The organism is Thalassospira sp. UBA848 (assembly GCF_002295455.1).
Taxonomy (GTDB): Bacteria; Pseudomonadota; Alphaproteobacteria; order Rhodospirillales; family Thalassospiraceae; genus Thalassospira.
Window position 1 is genome coordinate 1 of record NZ_DBGS01000082.1, and the last position, 25176, is coordinate 25176.

At 52.8% G+C, this 25176-nt stretch carries 24 protein-coding genes; 9 read left to right on the forward strand and 15 right to left on the reverse strand.

The genetic code is table 11. The annotated features are described in order from the left end of the window. The coding region (locus B2R48_RS11655; RefSeq protein WP_297000520.1) for an alcohol dehydrogenase catalytic domain-containing protein at nucleotides 1-998 on the reverse strand (998 nt) is incomplete at its 3' end. A 293-nt stretch (nucleotides 999-1291) separates the two neighbouring features. On the opposite strand from B2R48_RS11655, the gene B2R48_RS11660 reads away from it, so the two are divergent. After that, nucleotides 1292-2731 (forward strand): permease, encoded by a 1440-nt coding sequence (locus B2R48_RS11660; RefSeq protein ID WP_297000522.1) that lies wholly within the window; start codon nucleotides 1292-1294, stop codon nucleotides 2729-2731. Between the two features lie 16 nt (nucleotides 2732-2747). Next, nucleotides 2748-2978, forward strand: a complete 231-nt coding sequence (locus tag B2R48_RS11665; RefSeq protein WP_297000525.1) for an MTH895/ArsE family thioredoxin-like protein — start codon at nucleotides 2748-2750, stop codon at nucleotides 2976-2978. Nucleotides 2979-3039: 61 nt separating this feature from the next. Here the strand turns inward: B2R48_RS11665 and B2R48_RS11670 are convergent, their stop codons facing one another. Then, a complete protein-coding gene (locus tag B2R48_RS11670; RefSeq protein ID WP_064790642.1) occupies nucleotides 3040-3258 on the reverse strand; it encodes a DUF3126 family protein in 219 nt (72 codons plus the stop codon). A 277-nt stretch (nucleotides 3259-3535) separates the two neighbouring features. Here B2R48_RS11670 and B2R48_RS11675 point away from each other — a divergent pair, with 277 nt between their 5' ends. Then, entirely contained in the window at nucleotides 3536-4279 is a 744-nt protein-coding gene (locus B2R48_RS11675; RefSeq protein WP_297000528.1) for a glutathione S-transferase, read from the forward strand. A 221-nt stretch (nucleotides 4280-4500) separates the two neighbouring features. Further along, nucleotides 4501-5037 carry a hypoxanthine phosphoribosyltransferase gene (gene hpt, locus B2R48_RS11680; protein ID WP_008891923.1) on the forward strand — a complete coding sequence of 179 codons (537 nt, stop codon included), beginning with the start codon at nucleotides 4501-4503 and terminating at the stop codon, nucleotides 5035-5037. 41 nt (nucleotides 5038-5078) lie between these two features. Here hpt and B2R48_RS11685 read toward each other — a convergent pair whose 3' ends face one another. The 4 genes from B2R48_RS11685 to B2R48_RS11700 form a co-directional block, all read right to left on the reverse strand. Then, on the reverse strand, nucleotides 5079-5570 hold the full coding sequence (locus tag B2R48_RS11685) for a hypothetical protein (RefSeq protein WP_297000531.1): 492 nt from the start codon (nucleotides 5568-5570) through the stop codon (nucleotides 5079-5081). Beyond that, the gene (locus tag B2R48_RS11690) at nucleotides 5567-5860 is read right to left on the reverse strand and encodes a DUF883 family protein (RefSeq protein WP_062954351.1); all 294 of its coding nucleotides are present in this window, start codon (nucleotides 5858-5860) and stop codon (nucleotides 5567-5569) included. Before B2R48_RS11690 ends, B2R48_RS11685 begins: the two co-directional genes overlap by 4 nt. Before the next feature lie 231 nt (nucleotides 5861-6091). After that, the gene (gene pobA, locus B2R48_RS11695; protein ID WP_297000536.1) at nucleotides 6092-7258 is read right to left on the reverse strand and encodes a 4-hydroxybenzoate 3-monooxygenase; all 1167 of its coding nucleotides are present in this window, start codon (nucleotides 7256-7258) and stop codon (nucleotides 6092-6094) included. 198 nt (nucleotides 7259-7456) lie between these two features. Next, nucleotides 7457-8365 (reverse strand): substrate-binding periplasmic protein, encoded by a 909-nt coding sequence (locus B2R48_RS11700; protein WP_297000538.1) that lies wholly within the window; start codon nucleotides 8363-8365, stop codon nucleotides 7457-7459. Nucleotides 8366-8654: 289 nt separating this feature from the next. Between B2R48_RS11700 and B2R48_RS11705 the strand changes: the two genes are divergently transcribed. Together B2R48_RS11705 and B2R48_RS11710 are read left to right on the forward strand one after the other, a co-directional pair. After that, nucleotides 8655-9491: an HAD-IIB family hydrolase gene (locus tag B2R48_RS11705; protein WP_062954348.1), complete on the forward strand. Its 837-nt coding sequence runs from the start codon at nucleotides 8655-8657 to the stop codon at nucleotides 9489-9491. Next, nucleotides 9484-10716, forward strand: a complete 1233-nt coding sequence (locus tag B2R48_RS11710) for a hypothetical protein (RefSeq protein WP_062954347.1) — start codon at nucleotides 9484-9486, stop codon at nucleotides 10714-10716. The genes B2R48_RS11705 and B2R48_RS11710 overlap by 8 nt, the downstream gene beginning before the upstream one ends. A 14-nt stretch (nucleotides 10717-10730) precedes the next feature. Here the strand turns inward: B2R48_RS11710 and B2R48_RS11715 are convergent, their stop codons facing one another. The 6 genes from B2R48_RS11715 to B2R48_RS11740 all read right to left on the reverse strand — a co-directional run bounded on the left by B2R48_RS11715 (nucleotide 10731) and on the right by B2R48_RS11740 (nucleotide 17549). Continuing rightward, the gene (locus B2R48_RS11715) at nucleotides 10731-11216 is read right to left on the reverse strand and encodes a PAS domain-containing protein (RefSeq protein ID WP_297000547.1); all 486 of its coding nucleotides are present in this window, start codon (nucleotides 11214-11216) and stop codon (nucleotides 10731-10733) included. A 159-nt stretch (nucleotides 11217-11375) separates the two neighbouring features. Further along, the gene (locus tag B2R48_RS11720) at nucleotides 11376-11849 is read right to left on the reverse strand and encodes a hypothetical protein (protein ID WP_062954345.1); all 474 of its coding nucleotides are present in this window, start codon (nucleotides 11847-11849) and stop codon (nucleotides 11376-11378) included. 157 nt (nucleotides 11850-12006) lie between these two features. Continuing rightward, nucleotides 12007-13092: a hypothetical protein gene (locus B2R48_RS11725; RefSeq protein ID WP_297000549.1), complete on the reverse strand. Its 1086-nt coding sequence runs from the start codon at nucleotides 13090-13092 to the stop codon at nucleotides 12007-12009. Between the two features lie 179 nt (nucleotides 13093-13271). Beyond that, nucleotides 13272-15086: an alpha-amylase family glycosyl hydrolase gene (locus tag B2R48_RS11730; protein ID WP_297000552.1), complete on the reverse strand. Its 1815-nt coding sequence runs from the start codon at nucleotides 15084-15086 to the stop codon at nucleotides 13272-13274. Nucleotides 15087-15228: 142 nt separating this feature from the next. Next, entirely contained in the window at nucleotides 15229-15699 is a 471-nt protein-coding gene (locus B2R48_RS11735) for a hypothetical protein (protein WP_213473399.1), read from the reverse strand. A gap of 122 nt (nucleotides 15700-15821) precedes the next feature. Continuing rightward, entirely contained in the window at nucleotides 15822-17549 is a 1728-nt protein-coding gene (locus B2R48_RS11740; RefSeq protein WP_297000558.1) for a thiamine pyrophosphate-requiring protein, read from the reverse strand. Nucleotides 17550-17684: 135 nt separating this feature from the next. Between B2R48_RS11740 and B2R48_RS11745 the strand changes: the two genes are divergently transcribed. Next, nucleotides 17685-18446, forward strand: a complete 762-nt coding sequence (locus tag B2R48_RS11745; protein ID WP_297000559.1) for an IclR family transcriptional regulator — start codon at nucleotides 17685-17687, stop codon at nucleotides 18444-18446. Here the strand turns inward: B2R48_RS11745 and B2R48_RS11750 are convergent. After that, on the reverse strand, nucleotides 18431-19447 hold the full coding sequence (locus B2R48_RS11750; protein WP_297000562.1) for an AraC family transcriptional regulator: 1017 nt from the start codon (nucleotides 19445-19447) through the stop codon (nucleotides 18431-18433). The genes B2R48_RS11745 and B2R48_RS11750 overlap by 16 nt on opposite strands. Before the next feature lie 106 nt (nucleotides 19448-19553). On the opposite strand from B2R48_RS11750, the gene B2R48_RS11755 reads away from it, so the two are divergent. Then, the gene (locus B2R48_RS11755) at nucleotides 19554-20771 is read left to right on the forward strand and encodes an MFS transporter (RefSeq protein ID WP_297000566.1); all 1218 of its coding nucleotides are present in this window, start codon (nucleotides 19554-19556) and stop codon (nucleotides 20769-20771) included. Between the two features lie 237 nt (nucleotides 20772-21008). On the opposite strand, the gene B2R48_RS11760 is transcribed toward B2R48_RS11755, so the two are convergent. Beyond that, a complete protein-coding gene (locus tag B2R48_RS11760) occupies nucleotides 21009-22733 on the reverse strand; it encodes an RNase H family protein (protein WP_297000568.1) in 1725 nt (574 codons plus the stop codon). Nucleotides 22734-23168: 435 nt separating this feature from the next. Here B2R48_RS11760 and B2R48_RS11765 point away from each other — a divergent pair, with 435 nt between their 5' ends. Continuing rightward, the gene (locus B2R48_RS11765) at nucleotides 23169-24077 is read left to right on the forward strand and encodes a hypothetical protein (protein WP_297000570.1); all 909 of its coding nucleotides are present in this window, start codon (nucleotides 23169-23171) and stop codon (nucleotides 24075-24077) included. A 102-nt stretch (nucleotides 24078-24179) separates the two neighbouring features. Here the strand turns inward: B2R48_RS11765 and araD1 are convergent, their stop codons facing one another. Further along, nucleotides 24180-25169, reverse strand: coding sequence for an AraD1 family protein (gene araD1 / locus B2R48_RS11770; protein WP_062954338.1), 990 nt, complete (start codon nucleotides 25167-25169; stop codon nucleotides 24180-24182). Nucleotides 25170-25176 lie beyond the last annotated feature (7 nt).

The following is a 25176-nucleotide window of genomic DNA, read 5'->3' on the forward strand; positions in this document are numbered from 1 at the left end:
GAATGGGATTTCGCCCAGCCCAGGCCAAAGCGCATGCTAAGCGCACCCACCTTGGCGGCATCATCGACCGCACCGGGATCTTCGGTCACGTAAAGGCCCGGAATACCGATAGAGCCACCTGCGCGGGTGACCTGCATGGCAGAGTTCAGAACCGTTGCCGGCGCTTCGTGATTGTGGTTGCAGCCGCAGCCATGGGCCTCAAAGCCCACGCAATCGACAAAGCAGTCAACTTCGCGTTCGCCAAGGATGGCTTCAAGCTGGTCTTCCATCGGTGCATCTTTTTTAAGATCGATGGTTTCACAGCCAAAGCTGCGTGCCTGATCAAGGCGATCATCAATCATGTCACCGACAATCACGCAGGCCGCCCCCAGAAGGTGCGCCGATGCTGCCGCCGCAAGGCCAACCGGACCGGCACCGGCAATATAAACCGTGCTGCCCGGACCAACACCTGCCGTGACACAGCCATGGAAGCCGGTCGGGAAGATGTCAGACAGCAGCGTCAGGTCGCGGATTTTCTCCATCGCCTGATCTGAATCCGGGAATTTCAAAAGGTTGAAATCGGCATAGGGCACCATGACATATTCGGCCTGTCCGCCGACCCAGCCGCCCATATCGACATAGCCATACGCAGCCCCCGGACGCGCCGGGTTTACATTCAGGCAGATGCCGGTCAGGCCGGATTTACAATTGCGGCAACGCCCGCAGGCAATGTTGAACGGCACAGAGCAAACGTCACCGACATTAAGGAACTCGACATCACGGCCGGCCTCGACGATCACGCCGGTGATTTCATGGCCAAGAACCAGACCCTCGGGCGCTGTCGTGCGGCCACGCACCATGTGCTGGTCACTGCCACAGATATTGGTGGTGATAACTTTCAGGATGACGCCATGGTCGCATTTGCGATTACCCAGCGCCAATTCCGGAAACGCGATGTTTTCAATTGCGACTTTTCCCGGACCTTTGAATACAACGCCACGATTTGATGGACTGCTCATATTCTGTTTCCTCTTCCCTGATTTGGAGTGTCAGGATTGTTGTTGATGTCCGGGTCTATGCGATCTTGTGCCGCGCTGCCGCCCGAACCGAACCCACCGCGCGCTTTAAACCCGCGCCGTGCAATCAAAACGGTAGGAGCGTATTCGCACGACTGTCAAACGAACTGGACTGCCACCCCTAAACTTCCTCTTGTGCTCAGAAGATTTGCGACGATTGATCCAAAACCGCCTTTCGAAAGTTGCCCCGGGGCCTTTGTCCGCATCTTTTCAGCACTGAAAAATGGCGGGAACGCATGCCCCGCGTCGCTGCAGCGCACAACATTGCGATGTATCAAGGTAATCGCCCGACAATCTGGATAGATTACAAACAGAAATTCCTGTCCTGGTCATTTGGAGGCCGTCGGATGTTGCATCGCCTGATCGCACTTTACCGGGAAAACCCGCGTGAAGGCCGGCTGTTTGCCGCCATCGCCCTTGGCTTCCTTGCGATCTATTTCATCCCGGCGGGCACGGGGCGGTTTGATAATGCCGTGCTTGAGGCCGTCTATCTGACCAATTGGTATGCCCGCGAACACGTCATTCTGTGCCTGCTTCCCGCCTTTGTGATTGCCGGGGCCATGGCGGTATATATCAGTCAGGGCTCTGTCATGCGTTATCTGGGACCGGATGCTTCGCGCCCGGCCGCGCTTGGCGTGGCATCGGTCTCGGGCACGTTGCTTGCGGTGTGTTCCTGTACGGTATTGCCGCTGTTTGGCGGAATTTACAAACGTGGTGCAGGGCTTGGTCCGGCGATTGCGTTTCTGTATTCAGGGCCCGCGATCAATGTCATCGCGATTGTTGTCACGGCCAAGGTATTGGGGGCCGAGATTGGCCTTGCGCGCGGGATCGGTGCGATCGTCTTTGCGATTGTCATCGGTTTGATCATGCATCTGATCTATCGTCACGAGGAACATGATCGCGCCCAGAAATCCAAACGCGGCTTTGGCCCGGATGATGATGGCAAACCGCTTTCAATCACCGTTGCCTTTTTTGGCCTGATGATCGGTATTCTGGTGTTTGCCAACTGGGCCGCGGTGCCGGACAGCCCGGTCTGGACGGCGGTTTACGACCTTAAATGGATCACAACCGGCCTTCTGGCTGCGGGCTTTGGCGGGCTTTTGATATGGCAATGGAACTGGTCGGTCAAACAGGTCGCGGGGCTTGCAGCCGTTGTGATCCTTGCCGTTTTGGTCTTTCCCGACCACCCGCAACTGGCCTTTGCCATTGGTGTGGTCGGGTTAATGATGATCGCACTGACGCGCAATCAGGACCGCGAATGGGTTGATCAAAGCTGGGATTTTACCAAACAGATTTTGCCGCTTCTGGTCATGGGGGTGTTCATTGCCGGGCTGTTGCTGGGCCGACCGGGGCATGAGGGCCTGATCCCCAATGACTGGGTGCAGGCGGCAGTCGGGGACAATTCGCTAGGCTCGACCGCGCTGGCATCGGTTCTGGGCGCGTTCATGTATTTTTCAACATTGACCGAAATTCCAATTGTCCAAGCCCTGATGGGGGCTGGCATGGGCAAGGGACCGGCCTTGGCCCTGCTTCTGGCGGGGCCTGCGTTATCGCTGCCCAACATGCTGGTTATTCGCACCGTGATCGGCACGCAGAAAACGCTTGTTTACTGTGCGCTTGTCGTCGTCATGGCGACGATTTCCGGCTTTGTCTATGGCAATATTCAATCGTTCTGATCACAGGAGATCGAAGATGAAACTCAGCATTTATGGCAGTGGTTGTGCAAAATGCCAGGCATTGGCAAAAAACGCCGAAGCCGCCGCACAGGCGCTTGATCTTGACTACGAAATCGAAAAGGTCACCGACACAAACCAGATTATTGATGCGGGAATTATGCGCACCCCGGCACTGATGGCCGATGATGACATCCTGGTCGAAGGCAAGGTCGCGACCCCCGACGAAATTCGCCAGATGCTGTCTTAACAACACAAAACGCCCCGGCCAGCAAAGGCACGGGGCGTTTCAAAATCGATCCGATCAAAGATCATTTTGCCGGCGGCAGATCTTCTTCAAGGATGACAAGGTTCAGCGAGTAGCTGACCTCGCCTTCATCTTCGTCACGATGCACAACACCGACGAACTCGTCGCCAACGCGCATCTCAACCGGAAGATGCTTTTTCTTGGGTACATCAACGGCGATTTTCGGGTTCTCGAATGTGCGACGCAGGTAATCTTCGACGCGTGCGATCTCTGACGGTGTCATAGGACTTGTCCCTTGTTCTTTCCAACGGCTGTTATCTGCAGGATCACAGGATATCGCATACGCGCTTTGGCGTCTGCCCTCTTTCCTGCACCTGTTTTGAAATCTGGTGCACTGTCCTTCCACAAACCGGGCAGTGAAATCAAGCCCACAGGGCCAAAAAAGTCGCAAAACCTGCCAATTTTTCCGTCATTTCCGACAACCGGCCAAATGGCTGTGCATTTGTGCCGTCATCAGAATGTCTATTGCATTCGGGCCATGTACCGTTTAATCCAAATATATGTCCGAGATTGAGCTTAAAACCAAGTCCCAAACCGCGTCTCTCACTCCTGAAGACCTTCCGCCCACGAAGGCCAGAACGGACGACGCTGCGCAATCCCGACCCATCCTTTACAGCTTTCGGCGCTGCCCATATGCCATGCGTGCGCGTATGGCGCTTTTGTCGGCCGACATTGATGTCGAATTGCGCGAAGTTGTCTTGCGCGACAAACCGCAAAGCATGATCGACGTATCACCAAAGGCAACCGTCCCGGTTCTGGTCCTGCCAGATGGCACCGTGATCGATGAAAGCCTTGAAATCATGGTCTGGGCGCTTGCGGAAAATGACCCGCTTGAATGGCTGACACCCGAAAGCGGTACGCTTGACGACATGTTGGCCCTGATTTCCCAAAATGATGGCCCATTCAAGCATCACCTTGACCGCTATAAATATCCCAACCGGTATGAAGACGTAGACCCGCTCGAACATCGCAGGGATGCGGAAAAGATCCTTAACCGTCTTGATGGCCGTCTTGCGGTTGGCAAATATCTGTTCGGGTCGCGCCCGGCCCTGGCTGATTTCGCCATTGTCCCCTTCATTCGCCAGTTTGCCAATACCGACAAAGAGGCGTTTGACGCCATGCCGTTCGTTCATGTGCAGCGCTGGCTTGATGATTTCCTGGCCGCCGAGCTTTTTGAACGCGCCATGACCAAATATGACCAGTGGCACGAAGGCGACACACCAGTGATTTTCAAGGCGGCTTGAAATCCGACCCACCGGCCATTAACCCCTGCCCCAATAACACCTGACAAGACAGCGCATTACACCTATGCGTGTAGTCGTTAAAAACTGTCTCGCGGAATGCGCGATTGCGCGGTGTTTGACCTACGGGATTATACTTCTGTTACCATTCACAGGCTGGTCATCGCGACCAGCTTGTGCTAGCAAGCGAAACATCATCCCATAACGCTTCAGGACCGGAATTTATGGCCGATTATGATGTCAAGCCGCTGATAACGGCGGACGAGATTGCCACCAAGATCGATGCGCTCGCCGCCGAGATCAATGAAAGCTTCAAGGACACCGAAAAGCTGATTGTTGTCGGCCTGCTGCGCGGCTCCTTCGTATTCATCGCCGATCTGGTGCGCAAACTGACCGTTCCGGTCGAGGTCGATTTCATGGTTGCGTCAAGCTACGGCGATTCCACAGAAAGTTCGCGCAATGTGCGCATCGTCAAGGACCTTGATGGTCAGATCCGCGGCAAGGATGTCGTTCTGGTCGAAGACATTATCGATACCGGCTATACCCTGTCGGAAGTGGTTCGCTTGTTGAAAACCCGCGACCCGAACCGTCTGGAAATCTGCACGCTGCTGAACAAGCCGTCACGCCGCGAAGTTGAAATCCCGATTGATTTCTGTGGCTTTGATATTCCTGATGAGTTTGTTGTCGGCTATGGCATCGACTATGCCCAAAACAACCGCAACCTTCCCTTTATCGGCACGGTTCATTTCCACGGCGAATAGGCCGGGCAAAATGAGAATACAAAAAAGGCGGGACGCGTTGGCTATCCCGCCTTTTTTGTTTCCGTTTCAAGGTCTGTCTGCCGGGTTTCCATCCGTCCTTTTGGCGGATCAAAAATGCCCAGTGCGCCAAGATCGGTAATCATCTGATCAAATCCCGATTGCATGCGCGGTTTGTTACCCTGCCCGGTCGCATAGCCGGTCATGGCCGAATGCACCAACAGGTCAAACAGCATGTCATCTTCTGACTTGCGGGCCTGCGCGGCATGTTCTTCACTTGATATCTGATCGACGGCATCGCCGGGATCACGTTGCGACATCACGGCAAGTGCCACCAGCCCCAGCGTCATCAGCGTACCGCCAATCGCCATGGCCGCGGCAATCGGGCCAAAGGACGCGGCAATCGCCATATAGATCGCGGCGAGCAGAAACCCCGCCCCGACCAGCATAACGACCGCAATGGCAGCAAAAGCCGCACCCTTTCGGGCTGCGGCCTTTGCCTGATCGACGAGTATATCGGTCAGCTGATTGATCATTTCTGCAGCAGACGACCGATAAGCAGGCCAACGCCAAAGGTAACGGCAACAGATGCCAGCGGGTTGTCACGGACCTGATCCACGGCCACACCACGCGCATGATCAAACTGATCACGGGCCTGACCGGTTACTTCACGAATGCGTTCTGCCGCAGCCTGCGTTTTGGTTTCTGCCGCGTCACCACCCATGGTTTTCAGGGTTTTGGTGATCTCGGCCAGATCACTGCGCAGTGCATCAACATCAGCCTGAAGCTTTGCAGTATCAGCAGTCGTCTCGGTCTTGGTCGCCATGGTTTTCTCCTATTATATTGAAAACAGCAACACACAGGTAACGTGCTGACATGGCGAATGGTTCCCGCAGAAAATGTGATGATTTCCGGGCATGATCAGAAATCGGGTCGCAAAAGACCAAAAAAGAAACGGCCCGCGTGGGCTGCGGACCGTTTCATAACCTGTCGGATTTCTGGGCGGAATTGGAGAGCGGGACTTCTCCGTCGGGGGTGGGTATCCCCGTCACGCCGATCAGTAAGGCAAACCGACGTAATTTTCCGACAGGGTTTTCAGACCTGCTTTTGACGACAGGATATATTCAAGTTCTGCATCACGAATGCGACCATCAAACTCTTTCTGGTCACCGAAGGTATGCAGCATGGAGGTCATCCACCAAGAGAACCGCTCTGCCTTCCAGACACGCGCCAGCGCCGTATCGGAATAGCTTTCCAGCAAGTCACCACGGTTGGATTTGTATTTTGCGATCAATGCTTCGGACAGATAGTGCACGTCGCTTGCCGCAAGGTTAAGGCCCTTCGCCCCGGTTGGCGGCACGATATGGGCGGCATCACCTGCCAGGAACAGGCGGCCATGCTGCATCGGTTCGGCGACAAAGCTGCGCAGCGGCGCGATGCTTTTTTCAAACACCTCGCCTTCATTGACCAGTTCGGCATCTTCTTCGCCAAGGCGTGTGCGCAGTTCATTCCAGAAACGATCATCTGACCAGTCTTCGATCTTGTCGGTGCTGGGCACCTGAACATAGTGGCGCACGACCTTATCCGAACGCATCGAACACAGCGCAAAACCGCGATCATGCTTGGCATAGATCAGTTCATCGGCAACAGGTTTTGCATAGGCCAGAACACCAAGCCACCCAAACGGATAGACTTTTTCAAATTCCTTCACGCCCGGCAGGGTCTTGCGCCCGACACCGTGGAAACCGTCGCATGCCGCAATATAGTCGCAGCTCAGCTCATGCGCGTTGCCATCTTTGACATATCGAACACTTGGCTTGTCGCCATCAATATCATGCAGGCTGACGTCTTCAGCCTCGAAGATGATCTCGCCACCGTGGTCAAGGCGCGCCTGGATCAGGTCCTTGGTTACTTCGGTCTGGCCATACACCATCACAGTCGAACCGCCGGTGAGTTCTTCCATATTCACATGTGTGCGCTTGCCATTGACGCTGATATAGATACCGCCATGGATGATGCCTTCCTTGTTCATGCGGGCATCAACCCCGACACGCTTCATCAGGTCAACGGTCCCCATTTCCAGAACACCTGCCCGAATGCGGCCTTCGACATAGTCGCGGCTTTTGCGTTCCAGGATGACAGAATCAATCCCCTGCACATGGAGAAGATGGGACAACAACAGCCCGGCTGGGCCAGAACCAACGATGACGACAGGGACATGCATGGCGATTTCCTCACAAGATCACGGTTTTTCGTTCTGTTTTTGAATTGGAACAAGAACCGTTCCATTGCGGAAACAATACGCCCGTTACCGCTTGCACTGAATGGACAAACCGGGATAATGATTGGACAAATCGAACATGTATTTAGCTTTGGTTATAGTACGATCATTGTTCGGTTCTGCATAAAGCCGCGCAAGCGATCAGTTTATGCCTTGCGCACCTTGCGATGTCGCGGCATCTGCACTGGGCGTTTGCATCTTGGGGACATCATTTAGGTCAGGTGTAGGGACATTGCCTGCATCTCCAACACAGATGGCCCATCTCTGACAGAATTCCTGTCCGCGGTCTGTCAGCATGAAAGCATCGAATTCCTGTGACAGTCGTTCGCCATGCGGATGATTTCGCGAAAACAGGATAAACATATCGTCCGTGGTCAGTGGTTCGGTGGTATCAAACGCGTCGACGACCTCTTCACCCAGGAAATTGGCCATATCCAGCCAACCGACTTCTTCTTCTTCAAACAGGATATCGGCCCGTTCAGCGTCCAGAAAACGCCATGCTGATTCTATGTTGGCCGCGATTTCCGCATCTATATTGCGTTTGGCGAATTCTTCTTCGTACCAGTAACTCGAAACGCCAATCGGCCGGATACCGAGGGTAAGCAGGTCATCAAAGCCATTCACCTCCAAACCATCGGGAAAGCGGGATTTCTTGTAGAACCCGACCTGTTTTGCATGGGCGATCGGTTGGGTTGGAATATGAAAATGCGCCATCCGATCCTTACTGGACAGCCACGAGAAAGTGGCAACGTAATCGCCGCGACGCGTTAACTCGAACGCGCGCTGCCAGGACAAAAACACGAATTTGACGCGATACCCCATCTCCGCGAAGATCTGACGCACACGTTCGGAATGCTTGCCAAAACCTGGCATGGTTTCCGTCACCATTGGTGGCCATTCGCCAATGACAAACTGGATCTCAAACCCGGCTTCGCGCCCGCCCGCATTGGTTTCCTGAGCAAGCAGGGAATACGGCGCAAACCAAATAGCCGCACAAAATAGCATCCCAGCGAGAAACCGCCAACGAGCACCAACCCACTTTATCGTCATCAATGTCCCTGACACCATGTGACGCGTGATCAGATCACACATCGGTTTGGACTGACCATCGTCGCGCCAGCCACTTCTTGGTTTATATGGTTCATTGCATTTTGGGTTTAAAGCCGAAATACGCCAATCACCCGCGCGCCCCTGACCGCACGATTTTTGATCATTGACCGGATGTGATCAAAATTTCATCCTTTCAACTGTCGATCCATCCAATTCGCTGTGCTAAGGTTATGCGTTGGTCACAATTCAATGGCCGCAAAACCGTTGAAAACCGCGACAGAACGGGAAGATGCCTCAGAGCCGCGCCATCGCCATTTTTACCGATCTTGACGGCACCCTGCTTGATCATGACACCTACAGCTGGAGCGACGCCCGCCCGGCACTGGATCGTTTGAAACAGCTTTCCATACCCTTGATCGCAGTATCTTCGAAAACGCTGGCCGAACTTGAACACATCAACAAGACATCATGCCTGTTTGACGGCCTGATCGGCGAAAATGGCGGCGTTATCGCGTTAAATGGCAACGTCGAACAATATGGCCCGGCAACCGAAACTGTTGACCACACCCGCGAAGCAATCAGGACTGCCGTAACAGTTCCGCTCGACAGTTTCCGCACCGTCAGCCCAGAAATCATCGCAACAGAGACGGGCCTGCCGCTTGAAGATGCGATCCGTGCGGGTCAGCGCCATTGTTCGGACCCACTGATCTGGCAACCTGCGGCCAAGGATATTGCGCTCGCACGGGAGATTGCTGAAAAAGCGGACCTGAGATTGGTCAAGGGCGGTCGGTTCCATACATTGTGTGGTCCGTCGAGCAAGGGACAGGCGATGCGGCGCATGGTCGAACGCCTGACCGTCACCTGGCTTGAAGATGCGTCCCGGCAGCGTTTTACGACAATTGCACTGGGAGATTCGCCAAACGACATTCCGATGCTGGCCGAGGCCGACTACGCCGTTCAAATTCCGTCCAAACACGGCAAACACACGCTACCGCTACTCGAACACCCCAATTTGCGCATTGCGCCCCAACCGGGTCCCGCAGGGTGGAATGAGGCGGTGAACGAGATTCTGGATCAGATAACCGATACCAATACCAATAAAAACAGCGAGGTACTTCATGGCTGATTTTCATCAGGGCGGCCCGATCACAACCCTTCATCGCATTCTTGACCGAAACCCGGAAGAACTCGCCTATGAGATGAGCGCGTTCGCCCGCCAGCGTCGCCAGACCCTGATCCTGCCATGCCTGTATTCCGAACTCGAAACCCCGGCCATGACCACAATCGTCGAGGGCCTTAAACAGGCAACCTACATCGATCAGATTGTCGTGGGCCTTGATCGCGCCGATGCGCAGCAATACCTGCATGCCCGCGAATTCTTCAAGGATCTGCCGCAACATGTTCGCATTCTGTGGAATGACGGCCCACGCCTGCGCAATGTTCATGAACGTCTGGCGGAAAACAATCTTGCACGTTATGAACCCGGCAAAGGTCGGAACGTCTGGTACTGCCTTGGATATACACTGGCGTCCGGGCGCAGTTCGGTCATTGGCATCCATGATTGTGATATCGCGACCTATACGCCCGACCTGCCCGCCAAGCTGATGTACCCCATTGCCAACCCGGCATTCAATTTCGCCTTTGCCAAGGGCTACTACGCGCGTGTTGCCAATGGCACGCTTAAAGGTCGCGTTTGCCGCCTGTTCGTCACACCGCTGATCCGCGCGCTTAAACAGGTTGTCGGCAAGACAGACTTTCTGAACTACCTGGATTGCTTCCGCTACGCATTGTCTGGCGAAATGGCGATCCGCACAGATGTCGCCTATGGCCTGCGTGTGGCATCCGACTGGGGCCTTGAGGTTTCGATGCTGTCTGAAATGTACCGTAATCATACGGTTCACCGGCTTGCCCAGGTCGATATTGCCGACATCTATGATCACAAGCATCGTGAATTCGATCCGGCGCAAAAGGATGACGGTCTGTCGCGCATGGCAAGCGACATTGCCAAATCCCTGTTCCGCAAACTGGCTACTCAGGGCACAGTCTTTACCCCGGAAACCTTCCGTACGCTCAAGGCGACCTATTATCGTGCGGCACTCGACCTGATTGAACAATATCGTGCTGATGCCCTGTTTAACGGGCTCAAGATCAATCGCGACGAAGAAGAAAACTGCGTTGAAGTGTTATCCGAAGTAATCATCAGTGCCGGTCAGCACTATCTGGAAAATCCGCTGGAAAGCCCGTTTATCCCAAGCTGGCAGCGCGTAGAAAGCGCCGTCGGTGACATCTTCGAACAGCTGTCCAGTGCCGTTGAAGATGATCTTCACGACATGGGGATCGGCAAGGAGTAAGGGCGAAACTGCGCCTAGTCGTCGATGGGAAAAATGGCAAGGAAGATTTGCAACGCATCTTCCTTGTCGGGTTTTTGCAACAAAACCGGCAACAGAAGACGTATGGCTTTTTGCCATTCCTTTTGAAATATCCGCAATTGGTGGATCTGGGGCTTTGCGCTCAGGCGCACTGTCGTCATTGCTGAATGCAAACCCGAAGAATAACGACAATCGACTTCACGGGCGAATGCGCCGCGCCAGTTCTCGCCGGTAAGGGCAATAACATTCTCCCCTTCAAGCAATATAAGAAAATCGTCCTTTTGCGGGACGTACTCATAGATGCAGATGTTGCCAATCCAGGGCTCTAGTGTGTCCGGGCGAAATTCCTCGCGCGTTGGAATTTGCCCGTTCTTGGCATGTGCGCTCCAGAAATCCAACAGGGTATGCGCATCCGGCGGAGCGTCATCATCCAGAAACTCCTGCGGAATTTCCATTTCCCTGTCACCGCCAAGCTTGATCATGACTTCCCGCGCTTTCTGTCAGATGGCATGCAGAGGTTTGATGGAAATCCGATGCAATATCAGAATCCTCATTCACCAGCTGCCATCTTCACAAACCAATGCCTACTATTCACGTGGGGAGAGCAAAGCGCTAAACAAGCTTTCCGTCATATATGACGGCTATTTTCTGTTGCATAGAAAGTGGCTGACAAAGACCTGCTGGATAACCTTTCCTGACCGATCCGATGTCTGCACGGGCAGCATGATACGCAGCCACTCTTCCCAGGTTGTGCGTTCAAGCCCCACCCGGTGAAAGGCGGGCTTCCCGGAAGCAATCACTTCAAGAAGAGTCGGATAGACTGTCGTCCCGAAATCCAGATCAATCTGACGCGGAGAGCACCCCAGATAACATTCACCGCTTGCCGCAATGATATTGGGGGCATCAATACGAATGATGAAATCACGCTTTTCCGGCAAGTACTCATAGATGCTGATATCGTCGATCCACTGCGACAAGACGTCTGTGTGCAATCGCTTGCGGCTGGGAACTTGCCCGTTGCGCGCCGCATCCCACCAAATTTCTACATATGCCCGAACACGGTGATCGGTATCATCGGGCAAGTGTGGAATCCGTACTTCCTGCGCATAAGCCATTGCGCGTCATGCCCCTTGATCTTCTGTCCTTGAATCCACGAATACAGGAAACAGACAGCCGTGCGCAATAGCCTTCCCGCACACTAAATACGCGTTACAATTTAATGATTTAAAGCAGCATTGTAAGCAGAAAGAAAAGCTGCCGCCCCGTTTTTGATCAAAGCGCCCACGGCAACACGGGAAGATCATGGAAATTTAGTCCAGAATAGGATGCTCGATCTATGACCAAGACACTATAAATCTGCTTACCTTCGCGTTGCAGTGCGATTTGAAGCACCGCGACATTCTCGTCCGGGCTAAAACCAAGTTCAACCAAGCCATCGTCAAGAATCTCAGAATCCATTTGCATCAAATCATGCGACCGAAAGACGTCAAAATTCGCCTGTTTCGCATCAACAGCCCAATATCCACAGAGACCGCCATCCGACGACACACCGATAAACGTTCCCGAACCATCGGGCTCTGCAGTCAGCACATACATTTGAAGCGCATCGGCAAAAAGCTTTTCTTCAGGGCGATCAAACTGAACACCCGTCGAACCCGCTACCTGTTCTGCTTCTCTTCTGATGGCGTCTACGTTACCGGCATGAGGCAAACAAACTTCATCTAGTACCGCAGAAAATATATCGCTGGCTGTTTCGTCGGGGTTGGCCCTGCGCTTTGCAAGGGCGCCGGACACCATTCCAAATATTGAACTTTCTTCGCGGAATGCGTTTGGAGTCATAAACTCGACGACATCAAGTAACTGACCTTTGTCCGTTATTATCTTGTATTGTTTAACCGGAAGGCGATGGATTTCGCTAATTCCATATTGCAAATCCAGCACTTCGCCGAAATCGAAAGACGTTCCCATATCTTCCATTTCCAGACCAAAAGCATCGCCAATGCTTTTGCGGAACTCGACCGATTGCTTCGTGATGACCGCGCAGCTCTCACCTTCTTTCTGCGCAATTACACCAGCAAAACCTCCGCCCGCGCCAATGGGATAGATTGTCGCCGTAACCTCTCTAAAGCCAATTTGGCTTTCTTCCGTTTTCGGTTTATCGATCGCTAACGCACGGGCTGCTTCGTCAATTGCATCTGCATTGCCAATGTTATCCACGCAGACTTCATCCAGGGCGTTAATGAGTACTCTGTACTGTGTTTCCCGTCCTTCTGCGAACCCGGTTTGGGTACGCCCACCAGAGGTTTGACACCCCGATAAAATCAGCAGCGAAGCAAGAACACCGAACGTAAAACGCATACCTCGCTCCGATCAGAACGCACTGGCTTTTAAAGAATGCCAATCACAAAAAACATCTGCATGGGTAATGCGCAGCTCATGAGAGCTGCTCCCCCCACGTAACAAGCAATAAAACAGGACAGTTCAGACTGCAACCTGAAGATTTCAGGAAACAACAAACAAACAACCGATAATAGACCTTAAACCGGCATCGCATCCCGATAGCGTTGCAGCAGGCGGCTTTCGGTGCGGTTGCGACCATCCACATTGGAAATCCACACAATCTGGTAGGGAGCCAGTTTCATCATGCCGTTATAGTCTCCAATGACCTGCTGGGTGATCAGGTCCTGCCAGCCTTCGGTCATGATCAGGTTGATCTTTGACAGATCAAGGTCCTGCGGGTATTCGGTCAGGTTAAAGACGCAGAATATGCTTTGCTCATTCAGATGCGATTGGCGCCAGACACCCAAAAGGTCCGGCCCAAGATTAAGCGTATATTGCGTTGCGTTCGGGTGGAACGCCGGCTGCCCCTGACGGATCGACATGAGTTCGCGCAACTGATCAAAGGCAGAGCGCGCAACACCCTCACGAGACAGCGTTTCCTCTGCATCATCAAGCTTCCAGATCTTCCGGTTCAGGCGCCTTGGAATACCGGTTTCCTCATAGGCCTTTTGATCGTTCTCGGTCGCCAGAATGGTCTGGATATAGATCGCCGGAATACCTTCAAGTGACATGGCAATCGCCTGGCTCATGACAAAGCGCTCAAGCCCCATGGTGGCTTCACCGGCAAAGTTTTCAGCCAGCATGCTAAACAGCGTGACATTCAACTCATAAGGCTTCTGCCCACCGCCCTTAAGCGCCCGATAACTGACCTGCCCGCCCATCTTGACCGCGTGATCACGCAGGCCATCGATATCATCATCCGGGATCAGGTTTTCAGCCGGACGCAACCCAATACCGTCATGGCTTGCAGTGAAGTTAAAGAAGGTACATCCCGCCGGGGCCGGTGGCATCGCCATAATGCATTTGCGGATATAGTCAGACCGACCACTGAGAAGCGCGTGAATAATCACCGGTGGCAGCGAGAAATTATAAATCAGATGTGCTTCGTCCTGATTGCCGAAATAGGACAGGTTTTCGAGCAACGGCAAATTGGTTTCCGTAATGAACAGCACATCAGGATGCACCGCATTACAGGCCAGACGCATCGCCTTGATCAGTTTGTGCGTCTGTTCAAGGTTGATGGAAGTGGTTCCAACCTCCTTCCAGATAAAGCCAATCGCATCCAGCCGCACCACCCGCACTCCGTGCTTAAGGTAATTAAGCACGACCTTGAGCATCTCGAAAAACACATCCGGATTGCCGTAATCAAGATCAACCTGATCATAGCTAAACGTACACCAGACCTGCTTTTCGCCGTCCTTGGTCACGACATGATTAAGCAATTCGTGACTGCGCGGGCGCACAACATCGGACAGGTCATCGGCAAGACTTGCGGTCTTGATGTAATCGACACCGGGCTTCTCCCCGGCCAGGAATTGCTGATACCAAGGATGCGATGCGGAAATATGGTTGGCCACCAGATCGGCCATCACGGTGCCGTGCTTTGCCAAGTCCTCGACATCACTCCAGTCGCCCAGTTCCGGACGCAGCATATCAAAATCACTGACTGAAAAACCGTCATCCGACGTAAAGGGATGAAACGGCAGGATATGAATGCCCGTCAGCCAGTCTTTCAGCCATTTGCGATGAAACTCGCCAAGGCTTTGCAGCCCCTTTTTGCCGTCCTGCTGGATGCTGTCGCCATAGGTGATCAGAAACGCGTCGCGCTGATCCCACTTGCGCAGGTATTCCTCGCAAGGTTCCGGTCCCTCGCCCTCAATCGGCAGGCCCAAAACCTCGAACACGCGGCGCACCAGTTCTGCGTGGTCGTGGCCCGGATACACATCCGCAAGCAGGTTGCGCATCGCGCTGGCAAACGCAATACGCCCCGAGGTTCCGACAACACGATCCATACTGGTTCCTTCCGGGCAGGCAATTCAAATAATTAGCGTAATGAAATAATGAAATTGCCTGCGATGCAAGCAGGCATTTCGCGATGCCGAAATGTTACTCATACTTGTTTGGTTATCTTAGTTTCAGCAACCGTGCTTGGTGTTACTTGGAGTATCGCCAAGCTTTCAGGATTTTTGTGTTTTTATCGACCCCGAAAAACAGACGTAAAAACCAAGGGCGAAAGAACAAGATAAAGGCACCGAAATACCAACCAAATGCGATGGAGAAAAAAGGAACCATTGGCTCTGGTCCTTCAAGAACACGAAGATAAACCATTACCATAAAAGGCATCAGTGCAATCGCGTATATTATTTCCGGCCCGGGCAGCGGCCAAAGCCTATAAAGTAGCAGCGTTTTGACTAACCGAGCCCCTCGTGCTCGCCTTGGGCTAAAGACCACGCCGATGAAAGCCCAAGCAAAAAGCAGCCATGCCTCGAACAAGCTTGCCTGCAAAACACGTGTTAAGATGAGGAATCCTGAAATGATTGGCCAAATTATCAACACTGTCAGGTTGATGCCGCGAAAGTTCTTGTCCTGATATAAGCGGACGAGTTTTCTTGCAAACTGATACACATCACTCTCAGAGCAACCAAAATACTAGTTTGGCAATTTTAACGAGAATTTCTGAAACGAGGGTAAAAAAAACGGGCACCAAAACTGCGGTGCCCGTCAATATCTACTGCACTTGCCAGCACTCAAGGCGCAATCGTTACCTCGACCAGCGCGTGGGTGCGGTTGGTGTCGATATGCTTGATGGCATCGCGCAGGATACCGGGCAGATCTTCGGCGCGTTTGGCCTTGGCGACCCAGGCGCGGCTGGCCTCGGCGACCTTGGTGAAGTCGGGGCTGGGTTTCAGCGCGGTCAGCGGCATTTCATTGGTTTTGGCAGCAAAGCCATCGGGGTACATGCCCGTCACCGACTGGCGCACTGCCCCCCATTCATTGTTATTCAGAACAAGGATCAGTATCGCAAGCTCCAACGCTTCGGCAATCTGATGGCAGGCTGTCGGGTTGGCAAACATATAGGACCCATCGCCCATGGTGGCGACAACCAGCTTGTCCTTATCAGCCAGTTGATAGCCCATCGAGGCTGGGAAGGACCAGCCAAGCCCGCCGGAATGCGGCTCCTGATACCAGCTGCTGTGTTCTGCAAGCGAAAGCGGCTCCAGCGGACAGCCCAGTTCGGAAAATACCGTGGCAGAGCGCCCGGCAATCGCATCGGACAGACAGCGTGACACATAGGCCTTGGTCATCGGATCCACCGCGCCGGCATCTGCCATTGCAAGCGCATTTTTGCGGGTTTCGGCGTTGGTCTCTGCGACTTTGTCTCGGCGATCTGCACAAACCGATTTATGGTCTTCGTGGCGGCGATCCATGGCATCTGCCAGCATCATGATCACGTCACCAGTCTCACCGACCAGCGAGATATCGGCAGCAAAGTTCCGCCCCGGGAAGCGCGAATAAAGCGGGTTCTGGCCGACCTGAATGACTTTGCAGTCAGCGCGCAAATCATGGATATCGGGCGACCAGGGGGCCAGGCAATCAATAACGACCACCGCATCGGCATCCTTAAGCCACGGTGCCGGATCCATCCCGGCAAACATTGGATGTTCGGTGCCAATGGCAAGCTGGATCGCCCAGTACTGCACGACCGGAATGCCCCACTGATCAACCAGATCGGCAAAGCGGCCAAAGGCTTCCGCCGTGCCCGTACCACGCTGGGCAATGATCACCGGGTTCTTGGCATTGGCCAGAATGTCTGCAGCCTGTTCGACAGATGCTTGCGGCGGCGCGACAGGAACTGGCTGCATACGCAAAGGCCCGTCAATCTGGTCACCCGGGCACGGTTCGCACAGAACTTCACGCGGCAGGCTGACATAGGTTGGCCCCTTCGGCACGGACGATGCAATGGCATAGGCACGATCCACGACATCAGGCACCTGTTCAGGGAATTTAAGCTCATACTCCCATTTCGAACTTTCGCGCACCAATGCCGCCTGATCGCGCATTTCCTGGCCCCAGCCAATCGGCACCGTGCGCGCACCCAGACGCCCCTTTTCCATCACCGGGGTTCGGCCCGACATCAGGACGACCGGGACATGTTCGGTCGCGGCATTGATTGCCCCAATCGCGCAGTTCGCAAGCCCGACATTGGTGTGCGCCATCACAGCCTGTGTCTTGCCAGTCGCAAGGTAATAACCATGCGCCATACCCATGGCGGCATTTTCGTGCGGCATGATCAGCGCGTGCGGCAGGTTGATATCCTTTGCCGCCGCCTCGGCCAGGCCTTCGATGATCGGCGGGAAGTCGGTCCCGGAATTGGCAAAGATGTAATCAATCCCGATGGCCTTCATACGGGCCAGAACCGCCCCACCGGCGGTCAGGGTGATTTGACCGGGTTTTTCCTGCTTGTCGCTTTTCATCAGACGCCTCTTGCTTCTTCGCTTGATATTTCTATAGATGAAATATGATTTATAATATAGTTTATTACTGAAATCCGCTGCCCGTCAAGACGGGACGGCAGCCCTCTTTTTGTTTGCGTGGAGCAAAACCACCCGATGACCAGTCAACTCAATGGTTCCGTACTAAAGGCGTTCAAGATCCTTGATCTGTTTGCCGCCGGGAAAAGCGAACTGACCGCCAAGGAAACGGCCGATGCGCTTGGCATCAACATGATCACCGCGCACCGGTTCTTGCACACGCTGGTACATGCCGGGGCGTTACGGGCAACGTCGCGCGGGGTTTTCAGGCTGGGATACATATTTGCGGATCTGGGGGATCGCGCTTTGCATGATGGCAGTCTGCCGACCATCCTGCAGCCGATCCTTGATCAGCTGGCACGCCAAACAGGTGAAGCCTGCATGGCGACCGAATTTGATCGCGATATGGCGGTCTGCATTGCCAAGGCCCTGCCAGACCGGCCGCTTTATGTCGATATCCGGATTGGATCGCGCCTTGATGCCTTTTGCACGGCACATGGCAAGTTGTGGCTGGCATATATGAACACAGAGGATCAGGACCGCTATTTCAAGAATGCCAGCCTGACCGGCATGACCGATCACACCATCACCGATATCGATGCACTGAAATCAGAACTCGCCACCATCCGCAATCAGGGCTTTGCCACCAACAATGGCGAACGCGAACATGACATCTATGCCATCGCCGTTCCGATCACCACGACGCATGGCAAGATGATTTCTGCGTTTTCCGTCTTTGGTGCATCGCCTGCAATCCTTGATCAGAATCACAGCAGGGTTTTGGCCGCGCTGAACGCGGCCGCAAAAAGCGCCCGGAATGTCATTTATGGTGATGCGTAGTCTATATGCCGAATTGCACCGGGGGATTTGCCCGTGGTGCGCTTGAACGCACGGCTAAATGCCGCAACAGAGGCATAGCCAAGTCGATCAGCAACCTCGTCCAATGGCAGCTTTTCGCGACTGATCCACTGGCTGGCCAGACGCATGCGCAGATTGGTCAGATATTGCTGTGGGGTTGCCTTGGTCAAGGCAACAAACCGTTCGGCAAAGACTGATCGCGATACACCCATTTCGGACGCCATATCCGCAACTGACCAGTTCCGCCCCGGCTCCTTGTGAAGGGCTGCCAGAACGCGCGCCAGCTTGGGATCACGGACTGCTTCGACCCAACCGCACACATCACAGCCTGCCTCAACCCAGCGCCGCAATATTGCCGCGGCCACTACATCGGCAAGCCGTGTCAGAATAACGCCATATCCCGGACGCTTTGCACGAAGTTCTGATGTCATAACATCGAGTATCGCCGGGATCTGCGGATCATGATCCGGCACGGTTTCGATATGCATGACTTCAGGCTTGAGGTGGGCCAAAGGATGCAGCCAGCCCAGATCAAACTCCATCGCACAACTGAAAATCAGATTATCCTTGGACCGACAAACATCGGCCTCACAGGCCCGGATCTCGGATGCGGCATCACAAAGCCGTGCCTTTTGAAAATCATCCACACTGCGAAGGGCCACGCCATCTTCACTGTAAAGGTCATGAATGCCTGCACAGGGCAACAACACCGCATCACCACAGCCCAAAACATGGACAGCACCACTTTTGGTTCGCAGATGTACCGTGCCCATGCCGATGAAATGAAACCAGGCGCGGTTTTCTTCCTGATCCTCGCCAAAGCGCAGGCCATAGGGGGCGGAAATTTCGATCCGGCGGTAATCAAGCCCGCGAAGACGCACACCTGAAAGGAGTTCACTGACCATGTCGTGACCGGATGCATTGAACTGGCCTTCGATCTGATCAGATGGGCTGTTGAGGTCGATATTGGGTGTGGGTGACATAACTTTCGGACGATTGATCAATTAATACGGACAGATTGTCATAGATCGTCCGACGGGTCCAGACTATTTTGGGTGCAATGCAAAACACCAACTCAAAGGACTTTCCATGAGTGAACCGCAATCCCGCCCCACATCCGCAACGGATCAAACAGCCAAGCCTGCCCCTGCTGCGTGGGCCGCTGTGATTTCCATGACGCTCGGGGTGTTCGGGCTCGTAACCGCCGAGTTTCTGCCGGTCAGCCTGCTCACCCCAATGGCAAACGAACTGAATGTCACCGAAGGGCTGGCTGGTCAGGCAGTCTCGGCCACCGCCATCCTTGCCCTGATCACAAGTCTTCTGATTGCAACCGTCACCCGCCGGTTTGATCGCCGCAATGTGCTGCTGAGCTTCTCGGTCTTGCTGGTGATCTCGAGCATCATGGTGGCGACGGCTGAAAACTTCGCGTTGCTCTTGGCCGGTCGCGTCCTGCTTGGCATTGGCCTGGGCGGCTTCTGGACCATGTCGGCTGCCACCATCATGCGCCTTGTCCCGGAAAAAAGCGTTCCGCGTGCCCTTGCCATCATGTTTAGCGGCGTTTCGGCCGCGACCGTTTTTGCCGCACCGCTTGGCAGCTTTCTTGGTGATATCATCAGCTGGCGTGCCGTCTTCATGCTCGCAGCCGGTATTGGTGTAATCACCTTTATCGTGCAATTCATGACCTTGCCGTCCCTGCCACCGCGCGGGCGCGCATCCCTTCGCACCCTGATTGATCTAATCAATCGTCCGGGCATGAAATTTGGTCTGTTTTCGCTGGTGATCATTATCACCGGTCACTTCACGCTATTTACCTATGTCCGCCCGTTCCTTGAAAACATCACAGGCTTGGCAACGGCGGGCGTTTCGGGCGTGTTGCTGGGCTTCGGGGTTGCCAATTTTGTGGGTACCCATCTGGCAGGCGCGCTGATCGCAAAATCACTGCGCATGACCATCGCACTGATGCCGCTTGTCATGGGGCTCGCCACCCTTGGCATGGTGATGATCAATGGTGCGTTTAACCCGACCATCGTCCTTGTCGCGATCTGGGGGGCTGCATTCGGTGGTGTGCCCGTCGCATGGTCAACCTGGATCACCCGCACCGTCCCGGACGAAGCCGAAAGCGGCGGCGGCCTTGTCGTAGCCGGTTTCCAGACCGCGATTGCCAGCGGTGCTGTGATCGGCGGGCTTCTGTTTGATTTCGTCGGATCGCTTGGCGTGTTTGGCGTGGGTGGCACAGTGCTTGTTGTTGCATCGGTTGTTGTGACCATGGTGCTCCGTCCCGCACCAGCCGCCCGCGAACAAGCCTAGCACCCTTCGCGTCACCACCTTAAACACACCAAAGGGCAGCGGAATTATTCCGCTGCCTTATCTCGTTCCGTGAAGCCCCACCCCCGAACGCACTCAACCCCGTCATTCCCACGCAGGTGGGAATCCATCTATCAAGGCGTGTGATATATGATGGGCCAAGACATCCGATGACACGACAAAAAGGGATATGCACCCGTATTCTCTGATCGACGACATCATCCGTGTCTTCAGACTGAACTACGGGGTTTCGTCGGTTTTGCGTTGTCGCTGCGCAGCTAAATTTGCCAATTTATCAACACGCTCATTCTGCGGGTCACCAGAATGACCCTTAACCCAAATTACTTTGATAGAGCGATCTGTGAGTATTTTTTTATACTCGCCCCACATTTCTTGATTTTTCTTGATTGAACTACTTTTCTCAATTGCGTCATACATATACTGGCTATCTGTCCTAATCTTGACAGAAGGAGTTGGCGGCGCGTGTCTCAAGGCTTCAATGACGGCTCGCAACTCCATTTGATTATTTGTGACGTTTGACGCACTCCCAGACTTTTCCTCACCAGTTTCGTGTATCAAAAATGCCCAACCACCAGAACCTCGATCCTTCCCAAGTCGCCGCCCTTGTGTAATTACAGAGCCATCTGTTGAGATGGTAATCGTCTTCGATGTTGTGACAAAACGTTTGCCTTTTTCTAGTGTTATCGGGACATCATCAAAAGTCTTAGGCTGAATATCGCTTAGCAAACAAATACCACCTGTACGTCGCCGAGTTTTCCAATCGGCTTGCTGCATTTTTCGCACATACCACTTGCGGAAATTTGCAATACTCTCGTCGATTGCCTTATCAAGATCATCTAAAACGTATGGCGCATTACAATAGGCGAATGCTTGCCCCCAGCCTTGGAGAACCAAATCAATCATCACGAGAGTCTGGGCATATCTTTGGCGTCTTTCAAAGCTATTACCTGCCTTCAAGACTTCAGAGATTGACTGTCTTCCTGCACTTAGGTGGCTATTAACCGTTTCCTTGATGCTTTTTCGGGCTGATGCCGATGGTTGGATTATTCCAGGCAAGATACGATAACCTAGAAAGACAAAACCACCTTCAACTTTACCTCTATCTGCCTTGTCACTTTTGGTGTTCTTGGAGAAGGGGTCATGGCAAGACATACCTAATGCGGTAAGAAACGCTTTCGCATCATGAAAGGCTCTTGTGACTTCATGTTCTGACTTTGCTAAGAGTATGAAATCGTCAATAAATCGAATACATATCAAGCCATCTTTATTGAATTTATTATCAAAGTCATAAAGAAGAATATTACCGAACAGCGGTGATAGCGGGGAGCCTTGCGCAACACCTTCATCATTTGTTGGGAAAATTGCGCGGTCTTCCCCCAAAGCTACTTCATTTCCGAGAGTGACGGTTGTCGCTTTATTGAGAGTCTCGATGAATCGCATATCATCTAGATTACTCTCAATACGGTCGATGACGGCTTTACGGGGCACGTGATCAAAGAAGCCGGATATATCCGAACGAATAAAATGAATGAAACCATCCTTAATGGCTTCATCAATCAGTTTCAGCCCATGCGGGACACTACGTTCGGGAACGCCGCCAACGCTCGTTGGCATTGTAATTACATCTTTTATGAAAGCTGATTTTTCTTGAAGTGTGTCCAACAAAGCGCGCTCAACGACGCGATTATGGACCGAAGCCATTACAATCCCGCGCTTACCTCCAGTATCCTTCCGCTTCGCAACGCCTTTCTGCGGATCGAATTCAAATGTCCCTTTTCTTAGGCGCTCTTGAATTCGATGGATTTCGCGGCTTGCAGTGCGTTCGAATTGCTCAATGGCAACACGAGTTTCCTGTGCTTTCGATGTACGACCATTTGTATGGATTCTACGCCACGCTCGATAAAGCGTTTCTCTCTTTGTCGCGTGCTCAAAAAGTTTACCCATTTAGCTTCTTTCTGGTGGACGATGTCGGTCATGCCTCGCCCTACCTCTGAAGTGCCGTATTGCTCCACAGGACCATCTCCGGCAAGTATATACTCGCCATCGTCGGCACCCCGTAAACCAAACCTCGGCAATTCGCCGATGTCCGGCCCGCTGAATTTCAAAGGCACTGCGCGATAGTCTGCGGCGCTCTCCGGGTAAATCAGCGTGAGCATTCATAATATATATGTGAAATACCCCTCCTGCAACCATTTATAGTGGTTCAACTACGCAGAGAAGGCTATATTTAGTGTCACAAAGAAGCAGCTTTTTTCAGACCGCTTCTCAGCCCCCTATACATGGCACTAAATCAGGGTTCAAGAATGCTTCTCACAAAACTTTCCGAGCGAAAGAAAACGGGTCGCCCTCACTATTCGTGAATCAATTTTGGATAGAAAAATGAACAATATTAGAACAACTTTAGAATACATCAACTCCCTGATGAAAATTATCCCTATAATTTCAGTAGGAATTGGAGCACTAACAGTAGCAGCTTACTGTTTAAAAATTGAGTTTTACCCGGTTGGTTTATCTATATCAGACACAATATTCTTAATATTCATAATGCTTGGATTCTTTATAACGTTGATATTTGGAACTGCGGCTGGTTGTCTATCAACTCTATTTATATTACCTACATTGGCCAAAATAAAAATAAGATTTATGGGGGCATCACCAGAACACCCGTTCGGAGAAGACAACCACTATGAAAATACAGATCGAACAACATTTGTAATTTCCGCATTTTTTTTCATAATTTTAATATTAATTGTTCTTGGAATTATTTTAAACCAACAGGATTTCGATGAAAAATCATCAAATATCCGGCTCATTTTAGGTTTCGTAGGAGGTGGATTATTCTTAGGGTTTGGACTCAAAATTTTCCCCAAGATGGCAGACGGAAGCATAGCGCCATTAAGAAAATCCAAGGGTAACATCATCATGATCTGCGCGGCCTTTGTAATCCCAATGATTCTTGGGTCCCCCGGCAAAATAATTCAATTTCCGTTCTCATATTTCGGAATCAGCGACCGCAATGCGACCGTAAACATTGATGCTGAGTCATGGACAAAAATTAAGCACGCCGCTCAACTGTCAAAAATTGAGCCCGATGCATGCCTAAATGGCAAAGACCTTGTGATCTTAAAAAACTCAGAAATTCTTTGGTCGAAAATCGGAGACCGAGCACTACTTCGAGTGTTTGGAAAAGACGAACACCACAACACGGCTTTCATTGAAGTAGAAATTCCTTCAAAGAAAATCTTTCCAATTAAAGTCGGCAACACACAAATAGAGTGCACTTCATAAAAAGCACCAAAAAGAAAACCCCGGCACATTTCAGCACCGGGGCAAGTCGTGTCGTTTTGGAGGTAGACAGGGTTTTTAGCCCTTGGGAGTCTCAGAGAGACCTCAGATCGCCTTGATGTTGAGCGGGCGTTCGGCCTGCTGCATCAAGCGGTTGCGAATTGGACGGCCAAATAGCGGCGATTCAATTTCGAACTCATCGCCGTCCTGCGTGGTCACGCCATCAGCAAAGCTGAGCGTCGCGGTCCCGAAGAAATGCGCATGCACATCACCCGGACGGCGGAAAAGGTCATATTTGAAGTGGTGATATTCAAGGTTGGCAAGCGAGTGCGACATATTGTCTTCGCCGCTGACGAACTGCTTTTCCCAGATCACCTCGCCATCACGATACAGGCGCGAAGTGCCCTCGACATGGCTTGGCAGATCACCAAGCAGCAATTCAGGCCCCATAGAGCAATGACGCAGCTTTGAGTGCGCAAGATACAGGTAGTTCTGGCGCTCCATCACATGGTCGGAAAACTCGTTACCGATGGCAAAGCCGATGCGCACCGGGGTGCCATCATGGTCAATGACATAAACCGCAGCAATTTCCGGTTCCTCACTGCCATCAAGCGCGAAAGACGGGCTTGGAATATCGGCACCCGGATTGGCAACGATGGAACCATCGCCCTTATAGAACCATTCCGGCTGTACACCGTGTTCGCCAGCCTTGGGCTTGCCGCCCTCGACACCCATGCGGAACATCTTCATGGAATCGGTTTCGTTGGCGTCCTTGTTATCGGCCTTGTGCATGTTCGCACGCGCCGATGCCGATCCAAGATGGGTAAGGCCGGTGCCGGTCACAAGAAAATGCGCCGGATCAACATGGGTAACCGGCGGCAAAAGGCGGCCATCACGAGCAACTTCGTTATAGTCGACAGTGGTGTCGCCCATACGCAACTTGGCTTTCTCGATCATCGTCATGCCCTTGGCGAGCGCGATGGTCGCAAGTTCACGGGTGGTGGAAACACCCTTGAGCGGGATCAGGGTGTTTTCGTCTTCGACCACGGCGACATGCTGCGCGCCAGCCGTGTCTTTGAATTGAACCAGTCTCATTAATTCT

Bases quoted from the DNA above. Each gene is read 5' to 3' on its own strand.
- B2R48_RS11660 (WP_297000522.1), top strand. From the start codon at position 1,292: ATGCCCCGCGTCGCTGCAGCGCACAACATTGCGATGTATCAAGGTAAT.
- B2R48_RS11665 (WP_297000525.1), top strand. From the start codon at position 2,748: ATGAAACTCAGCATTTATGGCAGTGGTTGTGCAAAATGCCAGGCATTG.
- B2R48_RS11670 (WP_064790642.1), bottom strand. From the start codon at position 3,258: ATGACACCGTCAGAGATCGCACGCGTCGAAGATTACCTGCGTCGCACA.
- B2R48_RS11675 (WP_297000528.1), top strand. From the start codon at position 3,536: ATGTCCGAGATTGAGCTTAAAACCAAGTCCCAAACCGCGTCTCTCACT.
- hpt (WP_008891923.1), top strand. From the start codon at position 4,501: ATGGCCGATTATGATGTCAAGCCGCTGATAACGGCGGACGAGATTGCC.
- B2R48_RS11685 (WP_297000531.1), bottom strand. From the start codon at position 5,570: ATGATCAATCAGCTGACCGATATACTCGTCGATCAGGCAAAGGCCGCA.
- B2R48_RS11690 (WP_062954351.1), bottom strand. From the start codon at position 5,860: ATGGCGACCAAGACCGAGACGACTGCTGATACTGCAAAGCTTCAGGCT.
- pobA (WP_297000536.1), bottom strand. From the start codon at position 7,258: ATGCATGTCCCTGTCGTCATCGTTGGTTCTGGCCCAGCCGGGCTGTTG.
- B2R48_RS11700 (WP_297000538.1), bottom strand. From the start codon at position 8,365: ATGACGATAAAGTGGGTTGGTGCTCGTTGGCGGTTTCTCGCTGGGATG.
- B2R48_RS11705 (WP_062954348.1), top strand. From the start codon at position 8,655: ATGCCTCAGAGCCGCGCCATCGCCATTTTTACCGATCTTGACGGCACC.
- B2R48_RS11710 (WP_062954347.1), top strand. From the start codon at position 9,484: ATGGCTGATTTTCATCAGGGCGGCCCGATCACAACCCTTCATCGCATT.
- B2R48_RS11715 (WP_297000547.1), bottom strand. From the start codon at position 11,216: ATGATCAAGCTTGGCGGTGACAGGGAAATGGAAATTCCGCAGGAGTTT.
- B2R48_RS11720 (WP_062954345.1), bottom strand. From the start codon at position 11,849: ATGGCTTATGCGCAGGAAGTACGGATTCCACACTTGCCCGATGATACC.
- B2R48_RS11725 (WP_297000549.1), bottom strand. From the start codon at position 13,092: ATGCGTTTTACGTTCGGTGTTCTTGCTTCGCTGCTGATTTTATCGGGG.
- B2R48_RS11730 (WP_297000552.1), bottom strand. From the start codon at position 15,086: ATGGATCGTGTTGTCGGAACCTCGGGGCGTATTGCGTTTGCCAGCGCG.
- B2R48_RS11740 (WP_297000558.1), bottom strand. From the start codon at position 17,549: ATGAAAAGCGACAAGCAGGAAAAACCCGGTCAAATCACCCTGACCGCC.
- B2R48_RS11745 (WP_297000559.1), top strand. From the start codon at position 17,685: ATGACCAGTCAACTCAATGGTTCCGTACTAAAGGCGTTCAAGATCCTT.
- B2R48_RS11750 (WP_297000562.1), bottom strand. From the start codon at position 19,447: ATGTCACCCACACCCAATATCGACCTCAACAGCCCATCTGATCAGATC.
- B2R48_RS11755 (WP_297000566.1), top strand. From the start codon at position 19,554: ATGAGTGAACCGCAATCCCGCCCCACATCCGCAACGGATCAAACAGCC.
- B2R48_RS11760 (WP_297000568.1), bottom strand. From the start codon at position 22,733: ATGGGTAAACTTTTTGAGCACGCGACAAAGAGAGAAACGCTTTATCGA.
- B2R48_RS11765 (WP_297000570.1), top strand. From the start codon at position 23,169: ATGAACAATATTAGAACAACTTTAGAATACATCAACTCCCTGATGAAA.
- araD1 (WP_062954338.1), bottom strand. From the start codon at position 25,169: ATGAGACTGGTTCAATTCAAAGACACGGCTGGCGCGCAGCATGTCGCC.